Source organism: Dysgonomonas termitidis, assembly GCF_042654545.1.
GTDB classification, from domain to species: domain Bacteria; phylum Bacteroidota; class Bacteroidia; order Bacteroidales; family Dysgonomonadaceae; genus Dysgonomonas; species Dysgonomonas termitidis.
Map to the genome: position 1 here is coordinate 36,778 of NZ_JBHSGN010000133.1, position 17,524 is coordinate 54,301.

A 17,524-nucleotide genomic window follows, 5' to 3' on the forward strand; every position below is an offset into this window, starting at 1 on the left:
GATAAAAGGATATCGAAATGTAAAAATGTTAGGTAAAAATCGGCATTCTTCCATTTTGTCGTATATTTGTATTGTTAAATAATAGTATATATGAAAATCATACTTACATCTATCAGCTTATTAGTATTATCGTTCGCTGTTTTTATATCCTGTAAGACAGAGAAAAAGATGAATACACCGAACGAGATATCTTACGATTCCATATCGGTTTCCAAGATATATCATTTGGATAACGATTCTACAAAACCGTCATGTTCGTTAAAGATTACATATATCTTCCCCGTGAAGTTTACGGATGAGAAGATCCTGGCTACGGTACAGAAGGTATTGAATTTTGCCCTGATGGAAGATGAGAAATACGAGCAAATGAAGCCGCAGGATGCCATCAATGAATATGTGGAAGATTATGTGGAGAAATATAAGACTGATGCCAAAGAGCAGTTTCCCGACTGGCAGGAATCAGGCGACACAGAGGATTATTTTTCGTATTATAAAACATTGGATACAAAAGTGATATTCGATATGGACGATATATTATCGTATCAGATATCATCGATGGATTATAAAGGCGGGGCGAATTCTTCTACGGCTTACCGCAATATTGTGATAGATTTAAAGACCGGGAATATATTGAGTGAACAGGATATATTCTTGCCTGAATACAGGAAATTACTGAATGCTATTCTGATAAGAAAAATAGTTGCTCAAAATAAAGTGCAGAAGCCAGAAGACCTTCTCGAATTCGGTTACTGGGGAATTGAAGACCTGACATCGAATGAAAATTTCCTTGTAGATAATAATGGTCTGACCTATATTTTCAATCCGGGAGAATATTCGGCTCCTTCTCTTGGGGAGATCCGTGTATCCCTTTCCTATAATGAAATCAGGGATTTGCTGAGAGATAATTCACCAATATCAATTTTTGCCGGGAAATAATAATATGGAAATAATTCTTAAGTATTTTCCGGATATCAGCGAAGAGCAGAAGGCACAATTCGCAGCTCTTTATGATTTATATGTTGACTGGAATTCAAAGATAAATGTAATTTCGCGCAAGGATATAGAAAATCTTTATACACATCATGTCCTGCACTCTCTTGCTATAGCAAAGCTTATACGGTTTACTGACGGGACACAGCTTATGGACGTAGGTACGGGCGGAGGATTTCCCGGAGTGCCACTGGCTATATTGTTTCCAAAATGTAAGTTCCTGCTGGTAGATAGTATCGGTAAAAAAATAAGGGTGGCGACCGAGGTGGCTACGGCTATCGGATTGAAGAATATCCAGTTCCGCCATTGTAGGGCCGAAGAAGTAAAAGAAAAATTTGACTTTGTAGTAAGCCGCGCAGTAATGCCGCTGCCCGATCTAGTAAAAATTATAAAAAAGAATATTTCGAAAGAACAGCACAATGCTTTGCCAAACGGTCTGATTTGCCTTAAAGGGGGAAACCTTGAAGGCGAACTGAAGCCTTTTAAGAAGACAGCCGAAGCAGATGACTTATCTATGTTCTTCGAAGAAGAATATTTCAAGACCAAGAAAATCGTTTACGTTCTTATTTAAATAATTGTTAATTCTTTTTGCTAAGAGAAAAATATATCTACCTTTGTACTGTAATTATAAATATTACAGTATGAGCGATCGTAAGTTTTCAATATCAATGCATATATTAGTACTCCTGGCTACGAGTTTGGATGAATGGATTTCTTCCGACTATCTGGCAGGAAGTATGAATATCAATCCTGTATTGGTAAGAAAAGAATTGTCGAACCTTCGCAGGCATGGGATTGTTGTAAGTAAAGAAGGTAAAAACGGAGGTAGTATGCTGGCAAAACCGGCAGACAAGATACTTCTTTCAGATATATATAGAATAGTCAGTTCGCAGACAGCGTTGGGCAATTCATTAGCATCCCCGAATCCGAAATGTCCGGTAGGGAAACAGATTAATGAACATTTGCACGATTTGAATATGGAAGCAGAAGATTTTATAATCGCAAAACTTTCGGGCCAGACACTGGCCGATTTCAAGAAGAAATTCGAATGATTTTTTTTACGCAAAACTGTAATAAATATAGATACAGAAAAGGATAACATTAAAAAATAAAACAGTATGAAAGTAGCATTGATAGGAGCAACAGGGTTTGTAGGCTCACATTTATTACAAGAGTTGGTAAACAGAGGTTTTGAAGTAACAGCACTGGCCCGTTCGGTAGATAAGATTCCGGTGAAGGATGGCCAGCCAAAGGCGGTTGCAGCAGATGTAACAGACCTAAAAGCATTAGCCGCGGTATTGAAGGGAAATGATGTCGTATTGAGTGCTTTTAATCCCGGATGGTCGAATCCGAACATTTATAATGATTTTATGAAAGGATCGGAAGCTATCCGGCAAGCAGTAAAGGAAGCCGGAGTAAAACGTTATGTAATGATAGGAGGGGCCGGTAGCCTGTATATAGATGGCCGGCAAATCGTAGATGGCGCTGATTTTCCCGAAAGTATTAAACCCGGAGCAACTGCGGCAAGGGATTACCTGGATGTGCTGAAAAAAGAAAAAGAACTTGACTGGACAATGTTTTCACCTGCTATCAATATGCATCCGGGTATTAAGACCGGAAGAACAGGTAAATACAGGCTGGGAACGGATGAACCTGTATTTGATAAGGATGGCGAATCGGTATTGTCTGTCGAAGATCTTTCGGTAGCTGTTGTTGACGAGATTGAAAATCATAAATTCTCCCGCCAACGCTTTACGGCCGGATATTAATTGATATATAGAATCTATACGGTATAGGCAGTATTTCGAATGTGAATACTGCCTTTTTGTATATTTATAACATAAGATATAAGCTTAAATGGCTAGTTTCGAAACGAAAAAAGTTTTATCTTTAGGCTGTTTTTTAACAGAAAGTCATTTGTAAAATCTATGAACGTAAAAATATTTGAGTTTAACCCGATTAGCGAAAATACATATGTGGCATATGATGAAACGAAGGAGTGTGTCATCATCGATCCGGGCTGTTTCTTCCCGGATGAGAAGACGCTCTTGCTGAATTTTATCCTCGATAACGACCTGGTGGTAAAGCACCTCTTGAATACCCATCTGCATTTCGACCATATATTCGGAAATAATTTTATATACGAACAGTTCCATCTGGAAACAGAGGCAAACAAAGGAGATGAATTTCTTCTGGAGCAATTGCCGGCCCAATTGCAAATGTTCGGCTTTAAGAATGAAAGTGCTGAAATTCCCCGGATTAGCAAGTATCTGAATGAAAACGATGTGGTGACATTCGGTAATCAGAGATTTATAGTCCTGGAAATACCGGGGCACTCGCCGGGCAGCATCATTTTCTATAATCAGGATGCTGGCTGCGCTTTTGTCGGAGATGTATTGTTCAGGGGAAGCGTAGGGCGTACCGACCTTGCCGGAGGAAGCCATGAACAGCTTATTGCCGGTATAAAGAGCAAACTGCTTACACTGCCTAAAGAAACAGTCATATATTCAGGCCACGGGCCATTAACTACAATAGGGGAAGAAATTAAAAGTAATTTTTATTTACAATAAAACAGAACGGAAAGCACATGAAAAGCGAAAGATTCCAACATCGCCATATTGGCATCAATGCAGAAGAAGAGAAAATAATGTTGGCTAAAATCGGGGTAAAATCCCTTGATGAGCTGATAGACCAGACGATTCCTCAGAATATCCGGCTGCAAAGTGGATTGAATTTGCCGGAGGCTCTCAGCGAACACGAATATGCCGAAGAAATGGCATTGATGGCCTCGAAAAACCGTATATGCGCTTCGTATATAGGGATGGGATGGTACGATACGGTATGTCCTGCGCCTATTTTCCGTAATGTGTTCGAAAATCCTGTCTGGTACACGTCTTATACACCATATCAGGCGGAAATATCGCAAGGCCGTCTCGAAGCTTTAATGAACTTCCAGACAATGGTGAGCGAGTTGACAGGTCTTCCTTTATCGAACTGTTCCCTGCTAGATGAAGCTACAGCCGGAGCGGAAGCCGCTGCAATGATGCATGCCCTGCGCAGCCGCGATCAGGTGAAAAACGGAGCAAACAAATTGTTTGTTGATAAAAATATATTCCCGCAAACACTCGCTGTAATCAATACCCGTGCCGTGCCGCAAGGTATAGAGGTCGTAGTTGGCGATTATAAGGTATTTGATATTAACAGTGAATTTTTCGGTGCTATTATCCAATACCCGAATTCGAACGGTAGTGTCGAAGATTATACAGCTTTTACTCAAAAAGTGCATGCAGCAGGATGTAAAGTCGCTGTAGCTACCGATCTGATGGCATTGACCCTGTTGGTCCCTCCGGGAGAATGGGGTGCAGACATAGCATTCGGAAGCAGCCAGCGGTTTGGTATTCCGATGTTTTATGGGGGGCCTTCAGCCGGATTCTTCGCAACAAAAGAAGAAAACAAACGGAATGTGCCCGGACGTATCATCGGTGTATCGAAAGATGCTTATGGTAAGTCGGCGTATCGTATGGCATTGCAAACCCGCGAACAGCATATCAAGCGGGAGAAAGCAACCTCAAATATTTGTACGGCTCAGGCATTGTTGGCTACTATGGCCGGTTTCTATGCCGTATATCACGGGCCTAAAGGCTTGAAGGAGATAGCGAAACGGATTCACTCGGCAACAGCATTGATAGCGGATGAACTGAAAGAACTGGGCTATACTGTCCTTAACGAGCAGTATTTCGATACATTAAAAATAGGTCTGGCTAGTGGTGTCTCTCAATATTCTTTACGCGAATATGCTGAAATGCGCGATATCAATCTGCGTTATTATGAGGGTGGGGAAGTCGGTGTCAGTATAGATGAGACTATCACGGAATATAAAGCCCATGAACTTCTGGCTGTGTTTTCCCTTGCTGCCGGACGTATGGAGGTATTTATGATTGATGATCTTCCCGAAAAACTGACTATTAAAGATGAGTTTCTCCGTAAAAGCGAATACTTGCAGCACGAAGTATTTAATTCATATCATACCGAAACGGAGTTGATGCGCTATATTAAACGCCTCGACAGAAAAGATATATCACTTGCCCATTCTATGATTTCGCTCGGTTCATGCACCATGAAGCTGAATGCTGCATCAGAACTGCTCCCTCTTTCATTGGGCGGGTTCCAGAATATCCATCCGTTTGCACCTCAGTCGCAGACTCAGGGATATAACGAATTGATAGAAGAACTGGGTGAATACCTCAAAGAAATAACAGGTTTTGCAGGCGTTAGTTTTCAACCTAATTCGGGTGCAGCCGGAGAATATGCGGGCTTGATGACAATCCGTAAATATCAGGAGAGTATCGGACAGGGGCATCGCAACATTATCCTTATTCCTGCATCGGCTCACGGTACCAATCCGGCATCCGCTATACAGGCCGGATACGAGACTGTTACCATAGATTGCGATGCGCATGGGAATGTAGTATTGGAAGACTTACAGGCGAAAGCTGATCTGCATAAAGACAATCTGGCAGGGTGCATGATTACATATCCGTCTACACACGGTATTTTCGAAAAGGAAATAAAGGAAATGTGCAAGGTTGTCCATGAAAAAGGAGGGCAGGTATATATGGACGGAGCAAATATGAATGCACAGGTCGGACTGACCAATCCGGGCTTTATCGGCGCCGATGTATGTCACCTCAATCTCCACAAAACATTTGCTATTCCTCATGGTGGCGGAGGCCCGGGTGAGGGTCCTATTTGTGTGGCTGAGCACCTGATCCCGTTTCTTCCTCACCATCCTGAGCTGGATGGCAGCACGGTGAATACTGTTGCTTCTGCTCCGTTTGGTAGTGCGGGAATATTGCCTATCACTTATGGATACATCCGTATGCTGGGTGCGGAAGGGCTTACGCATGCGACTAAAATAGCTATACTGAATGCAAACTATCTGGCCGAATGTTTTAAGGATACCTATGGTGTCGTTTACAGAGGTACATCGGGCAGGGTAGGACATGAATTGATACTGGAATGCCGCAAGGTGAAAGATACATCCGGTATAACCGAATCGGACATTGCCAAGCGCTTGATGGATTACGGTTATCACGCGCCTACATTGTCCTTCCCTGTACACGGTACATTGATGATAGAGCCTACCGAGAGTGAAAGTCTGGCGGAACTTAACCGTTTTGTAGATACAATGAACCAGATATGGGAGGAAATCAGGGAAGTGGAAAACGGTACATATACCAAAGAAGATAATGTGCTGGTAAATGCTCCTCATCCTGAATATGAAGTATGTGCGGACGAATGGAAACATGCTTATCCGCGATCAAAGGCTGCTTATCCGCTTCAATTTGTGAAGGATAATAAATTCTGGATAAATGTAGCCCGTGTAGATAATGCTTTTGGGGACAGGAACCTGATTACCTGCCTGTGTGATATGGGATAAGGCATCTATTGTAGTAGGACTTTGGGATGTGAATTGTTGTAAACATATAAAGATAGTTTAAACTAAAATCGTATTAATTTGTTTATTGTAAAATAAACACAAAATTGTAAAACTATGAAATTGAAATTGTTTTTAATGACGGTTATATTAATGATGGGTATAAGTACAACACTGGATGCTCAGAATAAAAAACCTTTGAAGAATGATAAAGAGACAGTTTTATTTGATGTTTCGATGACTTGTGAGAATTGTCAGAAGCGTATTGAAAAGAATATCGCATTCGAAAAAGGGGTAACGGATATGAAAGTAGATCTTGAAAATAAAACAGTACAGATCGAATTCAAGAAAACTCAGACAACCGTGGAAAATCTTAAAGCCGCAATTGAAAAATTGGGGTATGAGGTCAAAATACACAATAGTGAACAAAAAAAATAATAGAAACATGAAAAAATTATTTATCATTATTGCAGCTATGGGATTGATGTATAGCTGTGGTGGTGGCACTCAAAAAGGACAGGAAGAAAAAGCTTCTGTCGATGAATTCTCTGAAATCGCGAAGCAGGTAAAAGACGAGCATAATGCTAAAAATTCGCTGGATTATGTGGGAACATATACTGGCAAAATGCCTACAGCCAGTGGCGAAGGCATGATTGTATCTATTACATTATCTGACAGTACATACGTTAAAAATACAGAGTATGTAAATAAGAAAAACAGTAAATCGGAAGAAAAAGGAAAATATACCTGGAATGCTGCCGGTAATACAATTATTTTGGATGGTGTGAAAGATGCGCCTAACCAGTATTTCGTAGGAGAGAATACATTGACACAGTTGGATATGGAAGGTAATAAAATAACCGGAGATATGGCTGACCTGTATATTTTGAAGAAATAATTCTTTGATTTTATATAAAGAAAGTCCTTTTCATGATTATGGAAAGGACTTTTTTCTTGAATAAAGTATCTTTTAGTTTTATGGTAAATCGTTATTTACGTTCTACTTATTCTCATTTATTTTTATCCAGTATATCAAATACTTTTTTTTGATCGGCATATACTTGCCATGATTTTATTTTTCCATTTATTATTTCAGCCTGCCATGCAGCCGGTACTTTCCAATAATTTTCATTCAATTCTGTTTTTTTATTTTCAAATGTTCCACTAGCAAGGCCAAATACCGCTATTTTATTTCCATCAAAATATATATCTGTAATTTCTATTCTATAATCGGGAAACATTTTAAAATAATCTTTCCATCCATTTTTCATTTTATCATTTCCTTTAGATTTTCCACCCCATGCATCAGAAAATATATAGTCATCAGCCATTAAATGATAAATTTTCTCCACATTATGTTCATTTATGGCATCTATATATTGATAAAATATATCTTTTATATCCATCTTCAACTTCTTATCCATTTTATGCAATTACAATTAACCAAAATTGTTAATAAAGCTTTAAGCTATTCTGACAAAGCGCTAAAAAACAAAGATAGAAATCTGTAGAAAAAAAGAAAATGTTTATCTATATTATTTTAGCTCTTTGAAATATTGATTAAAGCAGTTACGAGTTACAAGTTAGCTGACGTTTTGTTTTGTTTCACGCAAAGACGCAAAGGCGCAAAGTTTTACATCTTACGAGTTGTTGACTGATGACTGAAAATACTGTTACTTTTGTTACCTTTTTGGAGAAAGATACAAGAGACAGGTTGTTTACTACTCTCTGACGGGATGCTTCGTTTCTCTCAGCATGACAGACCACGTACTGTTAACTGTTTACTGTTCACTGAAACAAGTGTTACCTTTGTTACCTTTTAACAAGTGGCAGCCTTAATCTTATATGATAGTTAAAGTTAACGGCTATCGGCTAATAGTTCAACAATTCCTTGGAACATCGGCATATTTACTCATTGGTACATTAGATCCGGGATATCATAATGCATTAATTGATCTGAAAATGTTTTCATATTAATATTTAAAAGTTAACTTTGTGTGTTATTTAACAGCGAAAACGTTCAAAATATAAAAATGAGCTATTTAATAAAACCAAAACAGTACACTGCTTTGCTTGACTTGCAACAAACCGAAATGGGTATCAAGCGAATAAAAGACTTCTTCCAGCAAAATTTATCGTCCGAACTCCGGCTGCGTCGTGTAACCGCTCCTTTATTCGTGTTGAAAGGAATGGGAATAAACGATGACCTGAATGGTGTGGAACGTGCCGTTAATTTCCCGATCAAAGATATGGGCGACGAACGAGCCGAAATTGTTCATTCGCTGGCGAAATGGAAACGTCTGACTTTGGCTGATTATGGTATAAATGAAGGCTACGGTATATATACGGATATGAACGCGATCAGAGCCGATGAGGAACTGGGTAACCTGCATTCTCTGTATGTTGACCAGTGGGACTGGGAAATGGTGATGTCGCCGAAAGATCGTAATCTTGACTTCCTGAAAGAAGTGGTTCGTCGTATCTATGCCGCCTTGGTTCGTACCGAATATCTTGTGTATGAGGCATTCCCTGCTATAGTTCCGATCTTGCCCGGTGAGATAAAATTTATCCATGCAGAGGAATTACTGAACAAATATCCGGGCCTTTCATCTAAGGAGCGGGAAAATAAAGTCGCAGAAAAATATGGTGCTGTTTTTATTATAGGTATTGGAGGAGAACTGAGTGACGGCGAACCGCATGATGGACGTGCTCCCGATTATGACGACTGGACTACCAGATCTGAAAATGGTTTTAATGGACTGAATGGAGACCTTATTGTCTGGAATCCGGTATTGAACCAGGGAATGGAACTTTCCTCAATGGGCATCCGTGTCAACAGGGAGGTATTGCTCGAGCAATTGAAAAAATCGGGGCAGGAAGACCGCACGCAATTATATTTCCACAGGCGTTTGCTGAATGGTGAACTACCTCAGTCTATCGGAGGAGGAATAGGTCAGTCCCGGCTTTGTATGTTTTACTTGCGTAAAGGGCATATTGGTGAAATACAGGCTGGTATATGGCCGGCAAAAATGCGTTTGGAGGCTGAAAGTCTGGGGATGCCGTTGATATAGGGGCTTTTCATAAAAAGATTTAAATAAGCGCTATTCAGACGCTGAAAGAATCGGGATTGAGCTGTAAGTGGATTATTTTTCTTAACTTTATAATTCAAGGATGTTTTTTATTAAAGACATCCTTCGTTATTTTAATTATTCAACTAGACAAAACATGGAAAATAAGGTAACTATTCACTGCACAAATACAGACAGCTATAAGGACTTCCCCGTAGGAACAAGCCTGATTGATATATTAAAAGGTTTTTCTCTGAAAACAGAATTTCCGGTAGTAAATGCGAAAGTTAATAATAAGACAGAACCGCTGGACTATCAGGCTTACCATAATAAGACAGTGATATTCGTTGATCTGACAGAGCCTTCCGGAATGCGGACTTATGTGCGTTCATTGTGCTTCTTGCTGGCAAAAGCAGTTTCGGAGATTTTTCCGGAGGGACAGCTTTATATCGAGCATCCTATTTCGCTAGGTTATTTCTGCCGCATTATTAATGTGTCTTCTGTTATAGATCAGGCTGCAATTGAGTCTATAAAAGCGAAGATAGAAGAATACATCAATGCCGATATGCGCTTCGAAGGAGTTGAAGAAGAAACTGTGCAGGTTGTGAAAATGTTCAGGGAAAGAGGGTTCGAAGATAAAGCCATCTTACTGGAAACATCAGGTGAGATGTATTCCAAGTATTACCGCCTGGGGGATTCAGTCGACTACTTTTACGGTTGCCTGGTGCCATCAGCCGGATATATTAACATATACGATTTACTGTTGTACAATGATGGCTTATTGCTACGTGTGCCTAATCGGAGTAATCCGGTTGAACTGGAGCCTGTCATAGAACAACCTAAGATGTATAATGTATATAAGGAGCACCTTAAGTTCCTTAATATAATAGGTTTGGATAATGTTGGCGATATGAATAAAGCCAATCAGGAAGGCCTGATGCCGGGCGTAATAAAGGTGTCGGAGGCCTATCAGGAAAAAACGATTGCCAATATCGCCGAGCAGATTGCAGCCCGCTCCGAAGACGGGGTCCGGGTTGTGCTCATATCAGGGCCTTCTTCTTCGGGAAAGACGACATTCCGTATGCGCCTCGAGGTACAGTTGATGGTCAATTTGTTAAAACCTGTCGGATTATCTCTTGATAATTATTTTGTAAACCGGGACAAGACTCCTTTGGATGAGGATGGCGGCTATGATTTTGAATCACTATACGCGCTGGATATACCTAAGTTCAATGAAGACCTTGAGAAATTACTTAAAGGTGAAGAGGTGGAATTGCCTACATTCAACTTTACTACAGGCCAGAGAGAATATAAAGGAGATAAGCTGAAGCTCGATGAGCACACTATATTAGTTATAGAAGGAATACACGGGCTAAATCCGGATTTAACAATAGGGATTCCCGACTATCAGAAGTTCAAAGTGTATGTTTCGGCTTTAACTACAATTTCGTTGGATAATCACAACTGGATACCTACAACGGATAACCGCTTGTTGCGCCGTTTGATTCGTGATTATCGTTATCGTAGTTATTCGGCCATAGATACATTGTCGCGTTGGGCGAGTGTACGTAAGGGAGAGGATAAATGGATTTTCCCGTATCAGGAAAATGCCGATGTAATGTTTAATTCGGCTATGATGTATGAATTTGCGGCATTGCGCCGTTATGCCGAGCCGATTCTGTCGCAAGTGCCGAATAGTGCGGCAGAGTATGCAGAGGCTCATAGATTATTGAAGTTTCTCAAATACTTCAATTATATAAATGACAGGGAGCTGCCTCCAACCTCATTATTGAGGGAATTTGTGGGTGGAAGCAGCTTTAAGTATTAATGTAATAAGGTAAAATACTAAAAGAGGGCTGTTCGAATATCTGACAGCCCTCTTTGTTATATTCATGGATAAAATACCATTATTGAAAATCGTTTTTTTGTATTTACTCATTGAGTTCTGTGGAGTTTTTATAAATATGCGGATTAACGTGAGTGTTAAATTAATTTTTCAATATATTATCAGGCTAAAAGAGGGAGAAGATAAAAAATATGCAGATGTTTTTCGTTCCATAACTATTTAATATTTCTTTTTTCATTTTTTATTGTGTCATATATTGTCAATTTGTGTAAATAAAAATGTTACGATGTTTAAAAATGTGACATAAGGTAAGGCTAATATGTTTTTTTATCTTATTATTTGTGTAATTAAGTTGTTTTATTTCATAAATATGTAGATAATGTAGTAATTTTGACTTAAATATGCTTAGGTAATGAAATTAGATCGTCTATTTTTGTTTATAGCAAAAGTGCATTGTTATTAAATGCAAACACACAAATATTTATTAATAACTATACCACCTGGTGTCTTCTTTTTTTTATGAAAACTGTAATAAACCAAATGCTTGTTACGTCAATCAACAACTCTTTGCCTGAAGGCGAAAAGCTTGTTTCCTTTTTAATGGATTTATTGAATCTTAGTAGAGAATCGGCGTATCGGCGTATAAGAAACGAAATTCCTTTCACTTTTGAAGAGGTTATTGCAATATCCTTGAGACTGGGCCTTTCTCTGGATGAAATAGCCGGACAGGAACAGAAAAACAGGGCCTTTTTTGACTTACCTGTCCCAAAATCGGAAGATCCCCTGGATATGTATTCGGAAATAGTGGATGTTGCAGCTGAAATATACAAAAAGATGCAAAAAAGTAAAGAGTCGGAGATATTCTTTACCGCAAATCAGCTGCCTTTTCCTTATTATATGTTGTATGAGAATCTTTCGAAATTTTATTATTACAAATGGATTCATAAAACACAGGAGGTTCCTCTCAATTTTTATTTATCGGAATTTTCTCCTCCTGTCCAAATTTCAACTGTACATAAAAGATACAGATATGCGGCAACTAAGGTAAATCAGGTTACAGCTATATTATGTCCTAGTTTTATCCTGTCTACCGTTAAAGAAATAATATATTTTTACAGGCGGAGACTGATAACAAAAGAAGAGTTGCTCTTATTGCAGGAAGACTTATATAAAGTAATAAGTAAACTTGAAAATGATACAAGAAAAGGGTTTGATGAGAATGGAGTAAAAACCGACTTGTATTGCTCTACTTTAAACATTAGCTCAAACAGCATCTGGTTCAGGCATGATAATGAGACCGGTACCCAGTTCTGGACCTATACGGACCCGATCACTATCTATAATACAGAGGTTTCGAGAAGACATAAGATGTGGATCGATTCATTATTAAAGTATTCGACGTTGATATCTCAAAGTAATGAAATCCAACGTTCCGATTTTTTTAATAAACAAAATGAGTTTGTTAAAAATATTGAGGATCTGACGCTTTAACCAAGGAAAAAGATATTGTCAGTTTCTAGGGGGTGGGAATTTTTAGGCCTCTTTTATTGACAAATTCAAATGTCTTATTCTCAGTTTTGTGCTGATGATATAAATGGTGAATATTTAATTTTACCATTAAATAAGATTATAATAAAGACAAATATGAAGACAAGTGCTATTTCTATAAATAGTACATATAAAGACAGCATGCATTGTATTTCAAAAGCAGGTCTCTCTGGACCTAATCTTGTATATCTGAAGTATTAATACTTCATGTTTTGTGGTTCTTTAAAATTTGTTTTATAAAATATATGATGAAATAAGTAAGAGGAATTTAGACAACAATAGTTTTGCATTAGCATTGTTTGTCTTCTTATATCTGCTCTTTTACATGCCTGTGAAGGTCCATTGCAGTATACCGTCGTGCAGAACTATTGCTGGCTAAATTTCTTTTTATGAAACAATAATGTAATAATCAAAACTATAGAATAATTATTTATCAATTTTAATTTATGAGACTACATAAAATCTGCTGGCTGTACAGTCTGCTGTTCATGTTATTGCCTATTTACGGACTGAAAGCTCAGGTTACGATCGGATCAAATCTCCCGCCGGAGAAAGCCGCACTATTGGATATAAAAGAGAAAATGGATAAAACCGGAGGTCCGACTGTTGACAAGGGAGGTTTACTCCTGCCCAGAGTAAATCTGGAAAGGAAGTATCAGTTATACCCCTTCGTAAGGGAATCAGGTTACAGCCCTTCAAATTATGATAATCCTGCCTATAATCCGGACGATACAGATCCGGGGTATGCTTCGGAAAAAATAGCCCATACAGGTCTCATTGTATATAACTTAACGGCAGATGATGAAAAAGAGTTATGCCTGGGGCTAAATCAGTGGGATGGGGAAAAATGGAACTGTTTCCAGGAGAAAATGGGTAATGCCATAGCTACTATAACCAATTGTGATTCACTAAAGTTTTACGGTCAATATCAGAACAAGGTATCTTTAAACTCATCCAATTATGTAACTATTCCTTTGCTTGTAACAAAGGCGGGGGCTTACACGATTACAGTTATGCCAGACCCGGCTAACGGCTATTACTTTACTGTATCAGGTATATTCATGACTACTGGATACTACTTTATTACTATACCCGGAGCCGGCACGCCAATTAATTATACACCCTCAGCCGGAATTGGCAGTGAGGGGGATCTGATGAAGATCGTTTTCAACGGGAAGCCTTTATCTTCATGTGATCCGTTATATGTCAAGGTGGAAGATTCATCGAAGAAACCCTTTTATACAATGGATTGTAGCAAGACGAAGGTTAGAGGGGTTTATAAAATAGATGTACCTCTCGATCCTGACGCACACTATATGGATATGGTGTTAACTGTCGATGCGGAAGCGCTGGGGGCAAGCTATATAATAGAGACCAATACTGTGGATGGTATTTATTTCAGAGCCGAAGGAATACTGGATAATACCAGTCAGCCGGTAAAATTGTTGGGTTATGGAATACCGGATAGTATGAATGACAAGGTCTTTACTATCACTTCTAATAGTAAAAAGACTGTTGCGACATGTAAAGCGACTGTATATATGTGCTATACGCCAAAAAAGATATTGGGAATCGGTTATTATAATACGAATTATGGATATTATATTCAAAACTCGGCATCACTGGCGGTGATGAATGCCGATATAAACTTCGGCTCATTGGAAAGTAGTACGGTGAAAGTGGAGAAGCCTTTTTCTTACAGCTATATAAAAGGTGAGACCCAGGGCAATATCGACGGTGCGGGTTATATAAATGCAACAGCGCTTAGTACCGAGCTGGCTAAGAATCCGGATATTGTTGTACTGGGCTTTTTCGTATCTTTTAATGCAAATACGATACAACAACTTACAGAATATCTGAATAAAGGCGGTGTACTGGTTATGTTCACAGAATACTATACAAGCAATGCTGTGAGTGCGGAGGCCCTCTTTCGCAACATTTTCGCTGATCCTAACATCACAGGAGGCATGAAGAATGCAAGAAGTGCTGTTTATCCGTTGAGTTCCGTAAATGATGAAATATTGAACGGGCCGTTTGGCGATGCCAGAGGAAAACTATGGGGAGAAGATGCTTCACAGACATATGTTATACAGGGGCTGCCCGCAGGCGATATATATACATATAGCGGAGGTAGCCGGTTGAATGCCACAGGTAGCAATATTCTTCCAGGGGTGACGATGTTCAGGCATAAGACCCTGAATCTTTTCTGGGTAGGCGATGGCGGATTCAATTCTAATCTGGGGCCATACTATGGTAATACATATGCAGATAAAGGTATTTGTCCATTCACTATAAATTCCTCCATGCAGCCTATACCCCGTATCGATTATGGAGAATCGGCGATGGGAAATGTAAATCAGACAGTATATAATTCAATATTATTTGGCAATATAATGGCCTGGGCTATAAAACAGGCTGAATTTAATGGTATCAATACAGTGAAATAAGATGCTGTACAGTCTACAAAGAAAGCCACTTCATAAAATGAAGTGGCTTTCTTTTATCTTAAAATATAAAATTATTCGTCTTCTCTTTTTTCAGAAGTGTTTACGTACTTTTCGTTTTGCAACTGTTGCTGCTGTTCATATAATTCAAATATATGATTGCGGAAAGTGGTACTGCGTTGTAGTTTGTTATAGGCTTCTTTTGCAGCTTTCTGTTGCGATTCTTTTTTTGAATAGCCTGTTCCGAGCCCCGCTTGTTCTCCCATAATTATTACTGCTGTTTTAAATATAGGAGTATTATTTTCGTTGACAAAGCTGTCGATGAGATCGAAACTTACCGATATTTTTTGCTTCTGGCTCCATTCTATCAGTCTGGATTTATAATTGGCCTCCAGTTCGGCTACCGATTCTATATTCAGGTGCTCCTGTATCAGGCGTTCGAATACAAACCGTTTAGCGGCTCTGTAGCCCTGATCCAGATATATAGCGCCAATCAATGCTTCCAGAGCATTGCCATACATATGGGTATTTGGCGTGGTGTTGCGTGTAGATGTTTTGATGAGCTTATCTATGCCAATCTCCAGAGCTAATCTGTTTAATGTTTCGCGTTGGACGATTTTCGACCGCATATTGGTAAGGAAACCTTCTTTCTTGTATTCGAATTCTTTGAACACAATATCGGCTACAATTGCATCCAGTATGGCATCACCGAGGAATTCGAGACGCTCGTTGTTGATCCATCTGCCGTCTTTCAGCTTAATGGATGATGACTTATGCAGTAAGGCCTGTTCGTATAATGTTATGTTATACGGATAGAAACCAAGTATTTTGCAAAAAGATACATAAGGCTCCTTCCCTCTTTTAGGAAGAAGCCTTATACCTCGATATATCTTTTTAAGCACGTTGTTTTCCTATTTCTTAAACTTTTTGACTATCACACATGCATTATGTCCGCCAAAACCAAATGTGTTGGAAAGTGCTACATTAACAGTTCTCTTTTGAGCCTTGTTGAATGTAAGGTTCAGTTTATAATCTATTTCAGGATCTTCGTCACCCTCTGCAAAGTTTATGGTCGGAGGAACGATGTCGTTCTGAACCGCCAATACACAGAACATGGCTTCTAATGCCCCTGCTGCACCCAATAAGTGGCCGGTCATTGATTTTGTAGAACTGATGTTCAGATTATATGCATGCTCACCGAATACTTCTTTAATAGCTTTTATCTCGGACGGGTCACCTACCGGAGTAGACGTTCCGTGCACATTGATATAATCCATATCAGTAGGGTTCATATTCGCATCCTGCAAAGCATTTCTCATTACTAACTTAGCACCTAACCCTTCCGGGTGAGAGGCTGTTAAGTGGTAGGCATCCGCAGACATACCTCCTCCAACGACTTCAGCATAGATTTTAGCTCCACGGGCAAGTGCATGTTCCAGTTCTTCGAAAATAAGACATGCAGCACCTTCTCCCATGATAAATCCGTCGCGGCTGGCGCTAAATGGACGTGATGCTGTTTCAGGCGAATCGTTGCGTGTGGATAATGCGGTCATGGCGTTAAAACCTCCGACACCGGCGGCTGTAATGGCTGCTTCCGCACCGCCCACTACAATAACATCAGCCTTACCCATACGGATAATGTCGAAAGAGTTTATAGCGCTATGAGTAGATGAAGCACAGGCCGAAACGGTTCCGTAGTTGGGACCGCGCAGACCATGACGAATCGAAATAAGTCCCGCTGCGATATCCGAAATCATCTTAGGGATAAAGAAAGGATTGAATTTCGGTCCGTTTTCTTCATTTTTCGCATAATAACTGACTTCTTCTTCGAAAGTCTTTATACCACCAATGCCAGCGGAGAAGATTACACCTATACGATCGCAGTTCTCTTTTGAAAAATCAAGTTTTGAGTCTGCGATAGCTTCTTCGGAAGCACCTATAGCCAGTAATGTATATCTATCGCATTTGCGCATTTCTTTCCTGTCCAGATAGACAGAAGGATCATATCCTTTAACTTCGCAAGCGAATTGTGTTTTAAATTTTGACGCGTCAAAATGAGTAATAGGTCCAGCCCCACTCACCCCGTTGATGGCATTGTTCCATGTAGTGGCTACATCGTTGCCAAGAGGAGATACCGAGCCTAGACCTGTTACTACTACTCTTTTTAATTCCATAAGTAAATATTGGAAAA

General features: G+C 39.4%; 15 protein-coding genes. 12 read left to right on the top strand and 3 right to left on the bottom strand.

From position 1 onward, the window contains the following. Positions 1 to 90 precede the first annotated feature (90 nt). The 8 genes from ACFO6W_RS21980 to ACFO6W_RS22015 all read left to right on the top strand — a co-directional run bounded on the left by ACFO6W_RS21980 (position 91) and on the right by ACFO6W_RS22015 (position 7,325). Positions 91 to 936, top strand: a complete 846-nt coding sequence (locus tag ACFO6W_RS21980; RefSeq protein WP_380000513.1) for a DUF3298 and DUF4163 domain-containing protein — start codon at positions 91 to 93, stop codon at positions 934 to 936. 4 nt (positions 937 to 940) lie between these two features. Next, positions 941 to 1,561, top strand: a complete 621-nt coding sequence (gene rsmG, locus ACFO6W_RS21985) for a 16S rRNA (guanine(527)-N(7))-methyltransferase RsmG (protein WP_380000515.1) — start codon at positions 941 to 943, stop codon at positions 1,559 to 1,561. Between the two features lie 70 nt (positions 1,562 to 1,631). Further along, entirely contained in the window at positions 1,632 to 2,042 is a 411-nt protein-coding gene (locus tag ACFO6W_RS21990) for an Rrf2 family transcriptional regulator (protein WP_380000517.1), read from the top strand. A gap of 66 nt (positions 2,043 to 2,108) precedes the next feature. After that, positions 2,109 to 2,759, top strand: coding sequence for an NAD(P)-dependent oxidoreductase (locus ACFO6W_RS21995; protein WP_380000519.1), 651 nt, complete (start codon positions 2,109 to 2,111; stop codon positions 2,757 to 2,759). Positions 2,760 to 2,918: 159 nt separating this feature from the next. Continuing rightward, positions 2,919 to 3,560, top strand: a complete 642-nt coding sequence (locus ACFO6W_RS22000) for an MBL fold metallo-hydrolase (RefSeq protein WP_380000521.1) — start codon at positions 2,919 to 2,921, stop codon at positions 3,558 to 3,560. 17 nt (positions 3,561 to 3,577) lie between these two features. Next, the gene (gcvP, locus tag ACFO6W_RS22005; RefSeq protein WP_380000523.1) at positions 3,578 to 6,430 is read left to right on the top strand and encodes an aminomethyl-transferring glycine dehydrogenase; all 2,853 of its coding nucleotides are present in this window, start codon (positions 3,578 to 3,580) and stop codon (positions 6,428 to 6,430) included. A 114-nt stretch (positions 6,431 to 6,544) separates the two neighbouring features. Then, positions 6,545 to 6,865, top strand: a complete 321-nt coding sequence (locus ACFO6W_RS22010) for a heavy-metal-associated domain-containing protein (RefSeq protein WP_380000525.1) — start codon at positions 6,545 to 6,547, stop codon at positions 6,863 to 6,865. A 7-nt stretch (positions 6,866 to 6,872) separates the two neighbouring features. Further along, positions 6,873 to 7,325 carry a copper resistance protein NlpE gene (locus ACFO6W_RS22015; RefSeq protein ID WP_291107294.1) on the top strand — a complete coding sequence of 151 codons (453 nt, stop codon included), beginning with the start codon at positions 6,873 to 6,875 and terminating at the stop codon, positions 7,323 to 7,325. A gap of 112 nt (positions 7,326 to 7,437) precedes the next feature. On the opposite strand, the gene ACFO6W_RS22020 is transcribed toward ACFO6W_RS22015, so the two are convergent. Continuing rightward, positions 7,438 to 7,851 (bottom strand): nuclear transport factor 2 family protein, encoded by a 414-nt coding sequence (locus ACFO6W_RS22020; protein ID WP_380000528.1) that lies wholly within the window; start codon positions 7,849 to 7,851, stop codon positions 7,438 to 7,440. Between the two features lie 609 nt (positions 7,852 to 8,460). On the opposite strand from ACFO6W_RS22020, the gene asnA reads away from it, so the two are divergent. From asnA to ACFO6W_RS22040, 4 genes are all read left to right on the top strand, one after another. Continuing rightward, positions 8,461 to 9,498 carry an aspartate--ammonia ligase gene (asnA, locus tag ACFO6W_RS22025; RefSeq protein ID WP_380000531.1) on the top strand — a complete coding sequence of 346 codons (1,038 nt, stop codon included), beginning with the start codon at positions 8,461 to 8,463 and terminating at the stop codon, positions 9,496 to 9,498. Between the two features lie 154 nt (positions 9,499 to 9,652). Then, positions 9,653 to 11,323, top strand: coding sequence for a nucleoside kinase (locus tag ACFO6W_RS22030; protein ID WP_380000533.1), 1,671 nt, complete (start codon positions 9,653 to 9,655; stop codon positions 11,321 to 11,323). 537 nt (positions 11,324 to 11,860) lie between these two features. Next, a complete protein-coding gene (locus tag ACFO6W_RS22035) occupies positions 11,861 to 12,832 on the top strand; it encodes a hypothetical protein (protein ID WP_380000535.1) in 972 nt (323 codons plus the stop codon). Positions 12,833 to 13,335: 503 nt separating this feature from the next. Then, on the top strand, positions 13,336 to 15,336 hold the full coding sequence (locus tag ACFO6W_RS22040; protein ID WP_380000537.1) for a hypothetical protein: 2,001 nt from the start codon (positions 13,336 to 13,338) through the stop codon (positions 15,334 to 15,336). Between the two features lie 71 nt (positions 15,337 to 15,407). Here the strand turns inward: ACFO6W_RS22040 and rnc are convergent, their stop codons facing one another. Both rnc and fabF read right to left on the bottom strand, forming a co-directional pair. Beyond that, positions 15,408 to 16,235: a ribonuclease III gene (gene rnc / locus ACFO6W_RS22045; protein WP_380000539.1), complete on the bottom strand. Its 828-nt coding sequence runs from the start codon at positions 16,233 to 16,235 to the stop codon at positions 15,408 to 15,410. 9 nt (positions 16,236 to 16,244) lie between these two features. Beyond that, complete coding sequence (gene fabF, locus ACFO6W_RS22050) at positions 16,245 to 17,507, bottom strand: beta-ketoacyl-ACP synthase II (RefSeq protein ID WP_380000541.1); 1,263 nt, start codon at positions 17,505 to 17,507, stop codon at positions 16,245 to 16,247. Positions 17,508 to 17,524 lie beyond the last annotated feature (17 nt).

What these genes read in the sequence shown, in the direction of transcription:
- ACFO6W_RS21980 (WP_380000513.1), top strand. Translation starts at nt 91, where the DNA reads ATGAAAATCATACTTACATCTATCAGCTTATTAGTATTATCGTTCGCT.
- rsmG (WP_380000515.1), top strand. Translation starts at nt 941, where the DNA reads ATGGAAATAATTCTTAAGTATTTTCCGGATATCAGCGAAGAGCAGAAG.
- ACFO6W_RS21990 (WP_380000517.1), top strand. Translation starts at nt 1,632, where the DNA reads ATGAGCGATCGTAAGTTTTCAATATCAATGCATATATTAGTACTCCTG.
- ACFO6W_RS21995 (WP_380000519.1), top strand. Translation starts at nt 2,109, where the DNA reads ATGAAAGTAGCATTGATAGGAGCAACAGGGTTTGTAGGCTCACATTTA.
- ACFO6W_RS22000 (WP_380000521.1), top strand. Translation starts at nt 2,919, where the DNA reads ATGAACGTAAAAATATTTGAGTTTAACCCGATTAGCGAAAATACATAT.
- gcvP (WP_380000523.1), top strand. Translation starts at nt 3,578, where the DNA reads ATGAAAAGCGAAAGATTCCAACATCGCCATATTGGCATCAATGCAGAA.
- ACFO6W_RS22010 (WP_380000525.1), top strand. Translation starts at nt 6,545, where the DNA reads ATGAAATTGAAATTGTTTTTAATGACGGTTATATTAATGATGGGTATA.
- ACFO6W_RS22015 (WP_291107294.1), top strand. Translation starts at nt 6,873, where the DNA reads ATGAAAAAATTATTTATCATTATTGCAGCTATGGGATTGATGTATAGC.
- ACFO6W_RS22020 (WP_380000528.1), bottom strand. Translation starts at nt 7,851, where the DNA reads ATGGATAAGAAGTTGAAGATGGATATAAAAGATATATTTTATCAATAT.
- asnA (WP_380000531.1), top strand. Translation starts at nt 8,461, where the DNA reads ATGAGCTATTTAATAAAACCAAAACAGTACACTGCTTTGCTTGACTTG.
- ACFO6W_RS22030 (WP_380000533.1), top strand. Translation starts at nt 9,653, where the DNA reads ATGGAAAATAAGGTAACTATTCACTGCACAAATACAGACAGCTATAAG.
- ACFO6W_RS22035 (WP_380000535.1), top strand. Translation starts at nt 11,861, where the DNA reads ATGAAAACTGTAATAAACCAAATGCTTGTTACGTCAATCAACAACTCT.
- ACFO6W_RS22040 (WP_380000537.1), top strand. Translation starts at nt 13,336, where the DNA reads ATGAGACTACATAAAATCTGCTGGCTGTACAGTCTGCTGTTCATGTTA.
- fabF (WP_380000541.1), bottom strand. Translation starts at nt 17,507, where the DNA reads ATGGAATTAAAAAGAGTAGTAGTAACAGGTCTAGGCTCGGTATCTCCT.